8 protein-coding genes are annotated in these 11,960 nt (G+C 37.4%); 7 read left to right on the forward strand and 1 reads right to left on the reverse strand.

The features are described from left to right. The 6 genes from LDB17_RS05640 to LDB17_RS05665 all read left to right on the forward strand — a co-directional run. Positions 1-1,514, forward strand: a 1,514-nt coding sequence (locus LDB17_RS05640; RefSeq protein ID WP_393924923.1) for an LptF/LptG family permease, incomplete at its 5' end; no start/stop codon positions are given. A gap of 27 nt (positions 1,515-1,541) precedes the next feature. Continuing rightward, positions 1,542-2,759 (forward strand): bifunctional 3,4-dihydroxy-2-butanone-4-phosphate synthase/GTP cyclohydrolase II, encoded by a 1,218-nt coding sequence (locus LDB17_RS05645; protein ID WP_135105898.1) that lies wholly within the window; start codon positions 1,542-1,544, stop codon positions 2,757-2,759. 53 nt (positions 2,760-2,812) lie between these two features. Further along, entirely contained in the window at positions 2,813-4,006 is a 1,194-nt protein-coding gene (locus tag LDB17_RS05650) for a pyridoxal phosphate-dependent aminotransferase (RefSeq protein WP_252639370.1), read from the forward strand. 302 nt (positions 4,007-4,308) lie between these two features. Next, a complete protein-coding gene (gene carA / locus LDB17_RS05655; protein WP_252639369.1) occupies positions 4,309-5,379 on the forward strand; it encodes a glutamine-hydrolyzing carbamoyl-phosphate synthase small subunit in 1,071 nt (356 codons plus the stop codon). A gap of 25 nt (positions 5,380-5,404) precedes the next feature. Then, on the forward strand, positions 5,405-8,629 hold the full coding sequence (carB, locus tag LDB17_RS05660) for a carbamoyl-phosphate synthase (glutamine-hydrolyzing) large subunit (protein ID WP_135105891.1): 3,225 nt from the start codon (positions 5,405-5,407) through the stop codon (positions 8,627-8,629). Between the two features lie 165 nt (positions 8,630-8,794). Then, positions 8,795-9,550 (forward strand): hypothetical protein, encoded by a 756-nt coding sequence (locus LDB17_RS05665; RefSeq protein WP_252639368.1) that lies wholly within the window; start codon positions 8,795-8,797, stop codon positions 9,548-9,550. A gap of 99 nt (positions 9,551-9,649) precedes the next feature. Here LDB17_RS05665 and LDB17_RS05670 read toward each other — a convergent pair whose 3' ends face one another. Continuing rightward, the gene (locus tag LDB17_RS05670) at positions 9,650-10,687 is read right to left on the reverse strand and encodes a tyrosine-protein phosphatase (protein WP_393924924.1); all 1,038 of its coding nucleotides are present in this window, start codon (positions 10,685-10,687) and stop codon (positions 9,650-9,652) included. A 297-nt stretch (positions 10,688-10,984) separates the two neighbouring features. Between LDB17_RS05670 and LDB17_RS05675 the strand changes: the two genes are divergently transcribed. Further along, positions 10,985-11,782 (forward strand): hypothetical protein, encoded by a 798-nt coding sequence (locus LDB17_RS05675; protein ID WP_252639366.1) that lies wholly within the window; start codon positions 10,985-10,987, stop codon positions 11,780-11,782. Positions 11,783-11,960: the final 178 nt, after the last annotated feature.

Below are 11,960 nucleotides of genomic sequence, written 5' to 3' on the forward strand. Positions count from 1 at the left end.
ATGATACATCCGAGGGGTTTGATAATATGTCGGTATTCGTTTGCGACTCCGCCCTTATGAGCATATCGTCCAACAAAGATTTTCTTTTGTTGAACTTATATTCGGGACAGCGATTCGCGAACTTTTCACAATCCGGACTTAACGAAACACGTCAAAACAATCAGTTTGTTCCATATAGTAGAGAGAATTTTAAAGAAAAGAAAATAGTCATTCCATTCAATAGTGGATTTGATAGAATGGACGAATCTAATCTGGAAGGAACACAAATATCAAAAAATATTTTTCAATTAGGGAGTTCCATAGACTCTCTAAGTTCCAGACTTGACAGTGTGAACGTACATGACAGAAAGGTGATAGGGAAAAACACCTATTTAACGTATCGCAATTCTGATGCATACAAAAAGGTGGAAACAGAAGAAACGGCATTACCGAATAAGGAACAAGCAATTGAACCTTTGAAGAAAAAATCTATAAATACAATAGATTTTGACTCATTGCTAAATACATATAGCAATGATGAAATATCAAGATATGTAGGTTTTGCTGCAAACGAAGCCGAAAGCAGCAGGTTCAACATCATGGAGACCACGCAGAAAATAAACATGCAAAAGAATATACGTATGCATAAAGTTGAATGGCATCGTAAATTCGTATTATCTTTTGCCTGTCTCATCTTCTTCTTTATCGGAGCACCATTGGGGGCTATTATACGAAAAGGAGGATTAGGTATGCCGGTAGTTGTCTCTGTACTTCTATTTATCGTTTATTATATTATCGATAACATCGGGTACAAAATGGCACGCGATGGAGTTTGGGAAGTTTGGCAAGGTATGTGGCTAAGCTCATTTGCCCTTTTCCCATTAGGCGTATTCCTCACATATAAGGCGATGAACGACTCTGCTCTATTCAACCCCGAAGCTTATGGAAACTTCTTCCGAAAAATATTGGGCTTAAAGAAAAAGACAATATATGAAACAGAGCAATCGGTTGACATTAATACTGTTCCCGATCTTGCATCACTCAATGCAAATCCCGATCAGATTGCGTATATCCAAGAGATGAGTATTGAGAACCTGAAGGATATAGCGAAGAATCATAAAGAGTATAGTTACGACGAAGACACCTTACAACTCGTATTAAGCATATTGAAAGATAAGGGTGCCAGCTTCTTTGATGTGAAAGTAAAAAAGATAAACTATGTAGAATCTCAAAGTATATTTAATGCATTTATGAAAAATGCAAAAATAGCCATGCTTATTTATTTGGTTATTATACTATTCTCTATATTGTCAGTGATAATAAAGCTTAGCTTTATCATGTCGTCTTTGATAGTAGTAGCGTATGCTGTATTTTTCATAAAATCATTCATTTGTTACTTCGACTTCTACAGATCTATTGACAAAAAGACAAGAAAAAATATGTTTGGCATCATTGTTGGTTCTTTTATATTTATCTGGGGATTTTATCCTTATTTAAAGAAAAATATAGAACGTGAGATGATAAAAATTAAATGACAAAAACAGACTGGAAATAATATAATAATGGATAAGATTAAACTGGACACAGTAGAAGAAGCAATTGACGAAATTAAAAAAGGTAATTTCGTTATTGTAGTAGACGATGAAGATCGTGAAAACGAAGGCGATTTAATAATTGCAGCAGAAGCAATTACTCCGGAAAAGATAAACTTCATGGAGACACATGCCAGAGGTTTGATTTGCGCTCCGCTGACATCAGAACGCTGTGACGAACTAGATTTACCAATGATGGTGACCAACAATACCTCTATGCATTCTACTCCCTTCACTGTATCAATCGACCTATTGAAAAATGGTGTTACAACAGGGATATCTGCATACGACAGGGCACAAACAATATTGGCTCTAACAAAAAAAGAAACCAAACCGGAAGACTTTGGTCGTCCGGGACATATATTCCCATTACGAGCTAAAGACAAAGGTGTACTAAGCCGTATTGGACATACCGAAGCAGCTGTAGACCTGGCACGTTTAGCCGGACTATATCCTGCCGGAGTATTGATTGAAATAAAAAAAGAAGATGGTGAAATGGCTCGTCTGCCTGAACTGAGAAAAATGGCAGATGAATACAATCTCAAACTTATATCTGTTGCTGACCTGATACGATACAGGCTCGGAAGAGAATCTCTTATAGAAAGAGGAGCTAAAGTAAAAATGCCAACTGCATATGGAGATTTTGAACTAATTCCTTTCAAACAAAAAGCAACAGGATTAGAACATGTAGCCATTATAAAAGGGACATGGGATAAAGATGAACCGATACTCGTTCGTGTACACTCGTCTTGTATGACTGGCGATATTTTTGGATCGAAACGCTGCGAATGTGGCGAGCAACTTCACAAATCGATGGAGATGATACAAAAAGAAGGAAAAGGGGTTGTCATCTACCTCAATCAGGAAGGTCGTGGCATTGGCCTGATGGCAAAAATGGAAGCATACAAATTACAGGAAGAAGGTTACGATACAGTAGATGCAAACCTACACTTGGGATATCGTGCCGATGAGCGCGATTATGGCGTTGGGGCTGCAATTCTTCGCGACCTGAATGTATGTAAAATGCGCTTACTTACAAATAATCCTGTAAAAAGAAAAGGTTTGGAATCCTTTGGGCTTACTGTTGTAGAGAATGTACCGATCGAAGTTACTCCTAACCAGTATAATGAGTTTTATATGCATACTAAAAAAGAACGTATGGGCCATGACTTACATAATGTAGATTAATCTATTATGTAATTATAGAAATAAGAATATCATATAATCAAAATCGATAGAAAATGACACAAGTATCAGCACGCATAGCGAACCTTTCTGTATCAGAAACTTTAGCAATGTCGCAAAAGAGCAACGAATTGAAGGCTCAAGGAATCAATGTGATCAACCTAAGTGTTGGAGAGCCTGATTTTTATACACCGGATCATATAAAGGCGGCTGCAAAAAAGGCTATTGATGATAATTTTTCATTTTATTCTCCTGTTCCCGGATATCTTTCGTTGCGACAAGCAATAAGTAAGAAGCTGGAGACAGAAAACGGATTGAGTTATAAGCCTGAACAAATTATTTGTTCGAACGGAGCCAAACAAGCAGTTTGCAATGCTGTACTAAGTGTTGTTAATCCGGATGACGAAGTCATTATACCTGCTCCATGCTGGGTAAGCTACATAGAAATGGTAAAACTTGCCGAAGGTAAGAGTATTGTTATACATACAGGTATAGAGCAAAACTTTAAAATAACTCCGGCTGAGTTAGAAGCTGCAATTACTCCCAAAACAAGAGCTATAATACTATGCTCCCCTTCTAATCCTACAGGAAGTATCTACAGCAAAGCAGAATTGAAAGGTCTGGCTGATGTATTGGCTAAACACCCTAATATAATCATAATCTCCGATGAGATATATGAACATATAAACTATACAGGTAAACACGAAAGCATTGCCCAGTTTGAAAACATCAGGGAAAGAGTCGTAATTATAAACGGAGTATCTAAAGCGTATGCCATGACAGGTTGGCGCTTAGGCTGGATGGCAGCCCCACAGTGGATTGCAGCAGCTTGCAATAAGCTACAAGGTCAATACACTTCGGGAGCATCTTCTATTGCTCAGAAAGCAGCAGAGGCAGCATATCTAGGCGGACAGCAGTGTGTAGAAGATATGCGACAGGCTTTTGTACGTCGCCGTGACCTGATCGTAAAACTAGCTTCCGAAATAGAAGGTTTTAAAGTAAACAAACCCGAAGGAGCTTTCTATTTGTTCCCTGAGTGCAGCTATTACCTTGGCAAATCATACAACGGAAGATCGATCAAAACATCGGCCGATCTTGCCATGTTCCTTTTAGAAGAAGGACATGTGGCATGTGTTGGCGGACTTGCTTTCGAAGCGGCAAATTATATCCGTTTCTCATATGCAACATCTGATGAAAATATCATTGAAGCAATGAAACGAGTTAAAGAGACGCTGGCTAAATTAAAATAAATCAATTTATATAGCTAAGAAGTGGAGATAAGTAATTTATCTCCACTTTTTTATTTAAAATAGATCAAGTTTATGAAAAAAGAAAAATTATAATTTCAAAAAGACACTTTATCTCATTTTTTATACTTAACTTTGTACCTCAGATATTCGCTTGAGATATTTAGAATATTTGAAATAATGAGAAAGAAAAAGATACAATATTTACTATTATAATAAAAGGAACAGATATGACAGATATCCCGTTCCTTTTTTTTTTATCTTTGTAAATAGCTTATTTAACCACATATTTATATAAACAAACGATGCATTTAGACAAACCAGTTCAACTAATTCTTGATGACGGAACAATTTTCGAAGGAAAGTCATTCGGCTCTGAAACCGCAAAAGCCGGAGAAGTTGTATTTAGCACTGCAATGGTAGGCTATACAGAAAGCCTTACCGACCCTTCTTATTTAGGTCAGATACTAGTTGTCACATTTCCTCTTGTTGGTAACTACGGAGTTCCCGACGATACACTTACCAACGGAATTTCCGATTTTTACGAATCAGAAAAAGTACAAGTAAGCGGACTCATCGTCTCAGATTACTCGCACGAATACTCTCACTGGAATGCTAAAAAAAGTCTGGGAGACTGGTTAAAAGAGCACGACGTACCGGGTATTTATGGCATTGATACGCGTGAGCTGACAAAGATACTCCGCGAAAAAGGTTCGATGAAAGGAAAAATCGTTTTCAAAGGTGCAAACGAAATTGAGTTTTATGATCCGAATATCGAAAACCAGGTTGCAATTGCAAGTTGCAAAGAAGTGTTGACATACGGCAACGGAGAGAAGAAGGTAGTTCTAGTAGACTGCGGTGTTAAGCATAATATCATACGCAGCTTACTAAAGAGAAACGTAACAGTAATACGCGTGCCTTGGGATTATGACTTCAATCAGTTGGAATGGGATGGATTGTTTATCTCAAATGGTCCCGGCAACCCTGATTTTTGTGAAGAAACTGTAAAGAATATTCGTAAGGCAATGGAAGGAAGCAAACCGATCTGCGGAATATGTATGGGCAACCAGCTACTTTCTAAAGCTGGCGGAGCAACCATATATAAATTGAAATATGGACATCGCAGTCATAATCAGCCCGTAAAGATGGTTGACTCGACTCAATGCTTCATCACTTCACAAAACCATGGCTATGCGGTAGCGAATGCGTCATTAAGTGCAGAATGGGAGCCTTTATTTATCAATCTGAATGATGGAACAAACGAAGGTATCAAGCATAAGACTAAACCATTCTTTTCGGCACAGTTTCACCCAGAAGCATGTAGCGGCCCAACAGATACAGCCTTTATTTTCGATTTATTTATTGAAAAATTATAATCCACTATATAAAAAAGCAGCTTAAATGGATATAAATATAGACGTAAAAAAAGTATTAGTCCTTGGTTCGGGTGCATTAAAAATTGGAGAAGCCGGAGAGTTCGACTACTCCGGTTCGCAAGCTCTGAAAGCATTGAAAGAGGAAGGAATTGAAACTGTACTTATCAACCCTAATATTGCAACAGTACAAACTTCAGAAGGGAGTGCTGACAAAATATATTTCTTGCCTATTACTCCATACTTTGTTGAGAAAGTTATCAAAAAAGAAAAACCGGATGGAATCCTGTTAGCTTTTGGAGGACAAACAGCACTCAACTGTGGAGTACAGCTTTTTCAGGAAGGAATTCTTGAAAAATACAATTTACGAGTTCTCGGAACGCCTGTACAGGCCATCATGGATACTGAAGACCGTGAATTGTTTGTAAAGAAACTAGATCAGATAGATGTAAAAACCATCAAGAGCCACGCCGTTGGCACAATTGAAGATGCAGTAAAGGCAGCTAAAGACTTAGGTTACCCAATTATCATCCGTGCAGCTTATGCCTTAGGCGGACTAGGTTCAGGTTTCTGTGACAATGAACAAGAGTTACGGGCTCTTGCAGAAAAGGCCTTCTCCTACTCTTCTCAGATTCTTGTTGAGAAATCGCTCAAGGGTTGGAAAGAGATCGAATACGAAGTGGTTCGTGACAAGTACGGCAACTGTATGACTGTTTGTAATATGGAAAACTTCGACCCGCTCGGAATACATACAGGAGAAAGTATTGTTGTAGCACCATCGCAAACATTAACGAACGATGAGTTTCACAAGCTTCGTGAACTATCCATCCGCATCGTAAAACATATAGGCATCGTTGGAGAATGTAACGTACAATTTGCCTTCGATACAGAATCGGAAGATTACAGAGTAATCGAAGTAAATGCACGTCTGAGCCGTTCTTCTGCTCTTGCATCTAAAGCTACAGGTTATCCGCTGGCTTTTGTTGCGGCAAAGTTAGGTCTGGGATATGGATTGTTCGAATTGAAAAACTCTGTAACAAAATCTACTTGTGCATTCTTCGAACCTGCACTCGACTACATTGTGGTAAAAATACCTCGCTGGGACTTAGGTAAATTCCATGGAGTATCTAGAGAGATTGGCTCTAGTATGAAGTCTGTAGGTGAGATAATGGCAATAGGACGTACATTCGAAGAAGCGATACAGAAAGGTCTTCGCATGATCAATATCGGCATGCACGGATTTGCGGCTAACAAGCCTCTGGAAGTGGATGATCTGGATGAGTCACTCAAAAACCCAACAGACAAACGTATATTCTGCATCGAAGAAGCCTTCAAGAGAGGATATACAGTAGATCAAATCCATGACCTGACTAAAATCGATAATTGGTTCTTACAAAAACTGAAATACATATATCAATGTTCTAAAGAACTTGAAAAATATGACGATGTACAGTCTCTTCCTTTAGACTTACTACATACATCTAAGAAAATGGGATTCTCTGATTTCCAGATAGCGAAGATTGTATGTAAAGAACCAACTCTTGTAGAAAGAGTTCAGCACGATGTGCGCCGTATACGTAAAGAGAACGGAATAGTACCTTGTGTAAAACAAATAGACACATTGGCAGCAGAGTATCCTGCTCAAACAAACTACCTGTATATCACATACAATGGTAGAGAAAACGATGTGAAATACTTAGGAGACCACAAATCGGTGATAGTTCTGGGCTCAGGTGCATACCGCATCGGTTCTTCGGTTGAGTTTGACTGGTGCTCGGTGAATGCCTTGCAAAGTATCCGTAAAGAGGGCTATCGATCGGTAATGATCAACTATAACCCCGAAACGGTCTCTACAGACTATGACATGTGCGACCGCCTATACTTCGATGAACTCACATTTGAACGTGTAATGGATATCATCGAACTCGAAAATCCTCATGGAGTAATACTTTCGGTGGGTGGACAGATACCGAACAACCTTGCAATGCGCCTTGACGCAGCTAAGGTTAACATACTGGGAACTACAGCTAAAAGCATTGATAATGCAGAAGACCGCCACAAGTTCTCGAGTATGCTCGACCGCATAGGTGTAGATCAACCTCGCTGGAAAGAACTAACATCTCTGCAAGACATCAAAGGCTTTGTAGACGAAGTTGGATACCCTGTGCTGATCCGTCCATCATACGTACTGTCAGGTGCAGCGATGAATGTATGCTCTAACGATCAGGAGTTGGAAAACTTCTTAGGACTAGCCGCCGAAGTTTCAAAGAAACATCCGGTAGTAGTGAGCGAATTTGTTGAAAATGCAAAGGAAATAGAGATAGACGCTGTAGCCAACAAAGGTGAAATCATAATGTACGCAATCTCAGAACACGTAGAGTTTGCAGGAGTTCACTCGGGAGATGCGACAATACAATTCCCTGCTCAACGCCTATATATAGAAACAGTAAGACGCATAAAGAAAGTTGCCCGCAAAGTAGCTGAAGAGTTACAGATATCAGGACCTTTCAACATGCAGTTCTTAGCGAAGGATAACGAGATTAAAGTAATCGAGTGTAACCTGCGAGCATCCCGCTCCTTCCCTTTTGTTTCTAAAGTTTTGAAAATAAACTTTATCGAACTGGCTACTCAGGTGATGCTTGGCAAAAAAGTAGAGAAACCCAATAAGAATGATTTCGATCTTGACTATGTGGGAATCAAAGCATCTCAGTTCTCTTTCTCACGTCTGCAAAAAGCCGACCCTGTATTAGGAGTGGATATGGCTTCGACCGGAGAAGTAGGTTGTATCGGTGATAACTTCTACGATGCGATGCTTAAATCAATGCTGTCTGTAGGTTACAAGATTCCGAAAAAGACCGTATTGTTCTCAACCGGCCCGGCTAAATCGAAAGTAGAGTTACTCCAAGCAGCAAAACTTCTACACCAAAAAGGATATGAGTTATATGCAACCGGAGGTTCTCAACGATTCCTTGTAGAAAACGGAATCCCTGCAACTCAGGTATTTTGGCCAAATGACAATCAACAGCCAAATGCATTGGAAATGATACACAACAAGCAGATCGACCTTGTCGTAAATATTCCTAAGAATTTTACAACCAGTGAGCTCGACAATGGTTATAAAATCCGTCGTGCAGCGATAGACTTTAATGTACCATTGCTTACCAACTCGCGCCTTGCATCAGCTTTTATACAGGCATTCTGTAAGATGAATGTAGATGAGCTTGAAATTAAAGCTTGGAATGAATATGATTAATTGATCTGAATTGACAAATATTAGAATAGCCTGACTATAAAATCAGGCTATTTCTTTTTGGTCTTTTCATTCAAAGGAATCATCACACAAATAAATGTTTTACAACCAATACTAAACTTTTAAAACTACCGTTCATAATATATTATTTTTTAGAATCTGACATATATGAAAAAAACTCTTGCCCTTGTTCTCTTTAGTTTACTTTGTCTGAATTTTAGCATCGATGCCCAAACAAAAAAGTTGATTATAGAGATAAATTCTATACAATCGAAAGAAGTTGTTAGCCTGAAATATAATTCAAAAAATCAATTAATATATATCGAAGAAAAAGGGCCGATTATTTTTAGGGAATTCACTCTAAAATATGACAAAAATGGGAAACTAGCCGAATGCCTTATAAACAGAGATAGAGGAGAAGCTATTAACAATTCAAAATTTATGTATGATAATAACGACTACATAACCGAAGAAGTTAAAAGCAGCGGTAAACAGCTCCGTAAAATAACAGAATATAATAAGATTTATACAGATAACTCAGATAGATTGAGTAAAACAACATTTGAAGATGGAAATTTATGGGAAGCATTTTCGTACGACAATCACAATAATCTTATAAAATATTCAGTTCACTCAATTTCGGGTAAAGAAGATATAGTGGTTGATTACTCTTTTGATACGAACAAGTCTATCTTTTCCAGCATAGAAGGTTTACCCCTCTGGTTTTGGACACTACATATGAATAATATGAAATGGTGTAGCGACTTTTTAGGTCACAACAATGCTATTGAGGCTACTACACTAGACTCGAGGTTTGGAACTGACACCAAGGATATTACATACGAGTATGATGCCGAAAACTATCCTATCAAACAATACTATGATGGAGTATTAGCCAAAGAATTCAAATACAAAGCTATTTAGAGAGAAAGATGTGAGTTAAATGTAATTTCAATATTCTCATCATGTTCAACGGAGTGAAACATCTCCGACTACATCGACTTTTACACCAGCGTCTTTTTATCAAGATAAATACAGCTTACGCATTTTTTCAATATCCACATTCAGAATATTCTTCAAAAATGTATTTATTGTACCGTATTCTTTTTTAATCGTATCCAAGCCTGATTTCAAAAATTCAGGTTTGACTTCAAATAAAGACTTCAATGCAGGAGAGGCATTTTTATATTCGGCATATTTATCTGCTAAGTAGAAATTAGAAAGCAAATAGTCGTCCAATATAGTTTCTTCATCTACGCCCAAAGACGATAATACAAGAGCTGCCGCCATACCTGTACGGTCTTTCCCGGCAGAGCAATGAAACATAAGAGGAACATTTTCTTCATTTTGAAGCAATCTGAATAACTCTCGGTATCTGCTTATACATAACGGATCTGTAACCAAAAGAGTATTCATTCCTTTCATCAGGGTGTCCGCTTCATCTACTGAAAGTTTATACAAATCATCTTTAGAAGTTGCTACAGCCATAAGATTTCCGGGACTTATACACAAGGGATAGTTCTGTTTTACCGAAACCGGATTTTTATCCGGAGCTTGCATCATTTCTTTTTCAGACCTGAAATCTACGATAGAAACCAAAGGAATAGAAGCCAGATAAGCCAAGTCTACATCATTCAGATCATGAAGATCATCTGAGCGAAATATTTTACCCCATTTCACACGACGACCGTCTTGTGTTTTGTAACCGCCTAAATCTCTAAAATTGTATCCTCCTGCCATTGGCAAGTGCTGTTCAGATAATATAACTTTTTCGTTGGCAGTAGCTAACACAAAGTAGTATCTTCTTGGGTCTGATATAGTCAAGGGAAAAACACCTCTCCCCTGTCCTTTTGCTATTGGTTGCATATAATCAGTTTCTTCAATCGAAGTTCCGGCAAACAATGACCATTCTTCAGAAAAATCAATTTTCAATGATGCTGATTTTGATATTTTATCTCTAATTATTGATGTATATTTTGTTATGCCCGACTCCAAATATTGAATACTATCTAACTCTCCTCTTTCTTCATTCGATGCAATCGCAAATCTATCCCAAGTCATAAAATATCAGTTTATCGATTTATCTTATCTATTTTATGCAAGTTAATCAAAATACCGTTAGGCATAATTATTGTTTTCACATTATTAACTGATTGTTAAATTATATTATATATCACACTGATCACAAGCTGGAATTACATAGCACGAAACCCTTGGGAATAGCTCTGTAGAACTAATAAGAAAGAAGAAATTAATCATTACTAAACATATAATAAAAAGTTAAAATAATATTTCATATTAAACCTCAAGAAGTTATATACATCTAAGTATCATGAAACAATTAAAAATCGAAAGGTCATGAAAAGATTATTTTTATCATTAGCTATATTGGCTTTTACTTCGCTAACAATAGTTAGTGCACAAGAAGGAAGGCGTAGTAAACGGGGATTTTCTTTACCGCAGGAATTAAACTTAACTTCCGAACAGCAACAAAAAGTGGATTCTGCTAATAATGAATTCAGAGCAAAAATATCGGATTTGAGAAGTAATTCAAATATTTCGAAAGAAGATAGAAGGACTAAAATTAAAGAACTAAGAAGAGAACACCGTGATGCTATAAACAACATTCTGACTCCTGAACAACAAACAAAGCTGAAAGAACTGCAAAGCAAAAGGGAGAAGGAAATGAGTATGAGAGGTAAAAGGCACGACAGGCAAAGAGAATTAGCAATACAATACAAAAAGGACTTGAAGGGCCTCAACCTTACGAATGAACAAAAGCAACAAATAAGAGCAATAAATGAAAACTACAGAAGCAAATCGAAAGAACTAGCGATACAACATCGTGACGATTTGAATAAAATCTATACCCCTGAGCAACAAAGCAAACTAAGAGATATCAGAAAAGATTTCTCAAAGGACAAAACTTTTACTTATGGAAGTAGAAAAGGCATGAAATTAGATAATGCCAGTGTAGAAAAATTAAATGCTTTAAAAGAAAACTACATTAAAGAAAAAAAAGCTATAGAAATGAGCCGCATTGCTCCGGCTGCCCAAAAACAAAAGCTATCTGATTTGCGTGAAAATTTCAGAAAAGAAAGACGTCAGATACTTGCAGATGCACAAAAGGCTAATAAACAAAATGCTCCGGCATAACACACAATACAAAAACTATTTCAGTATTCATAAAACGTCAACTTCTGGTTGGCGTTTTTATCTTATATATATACCTCCGGATTATTGAATTGCGAGAGAGCTCAAAAATAATAAAGAGAAGATTTAATAAAAAACTCAAAAGGTATCAAACAATATCAAAAGTGTCACTTTTGTCACC

Origin of the sequence: Dysgonomonas sp. Shenzhen-Wh21, from assembly GCF_043392705.1 — a bacterium.
Classification (GTDB): domain Bacteria; phylum Bacteroidota; class Bacteroidia; order Bacteroidales; family Dysgonomonadaceae; genus Dysgonomonas.

Coding starts and splice junctions, on each gene's coding strand:
- LDB17_RS05645 (WP_135105898.1), top strand. CDS start 1,542: ATGGATAAGATTAAACTGGACACAGTAGAAGAAGCAATTGACGAAATT.
- LDB17_RS05650 (WP_252639370.1), top strand. CDS start 2,813: ATGACACAAGTATCAGCACGCATAGCGAACCTTTCTGTATCAGAAACT.
- carA (WP_252639369.1), top strand. CDS start 4,309: ATGCATTTAGACAAACCAGTTCAACTAATTCTTGATGACGGAACAATT.
- carB (WP_135105891.1), top strand. CDS start 5,405: ATGGATATAAATATAGACGTAAAAAAAGTATTAGTCCTTGGTTCGGGT.
- LDB17_RS05665 (WP_252639368.1), top strand. CDS start 8,795: ATGAAAAAAACTCTTGCCCTTGTTCTCTTTAGTTTACTTTGTCTGAAT.
- LDB17_RS05670 (WP_393924924.1), bottom strand. CDS start 10,687: ATGACTTGGGATAGATTTGCGATTGCATCGAATGAAGAAAGAGGAGAG.
- LDB17_RS05675 (WP_252639366.1), top strand. CDS start 10,985: ATGAAAAGATTATTTTTATCATTAGCTATATTGGCTTTTACTTCGCTA.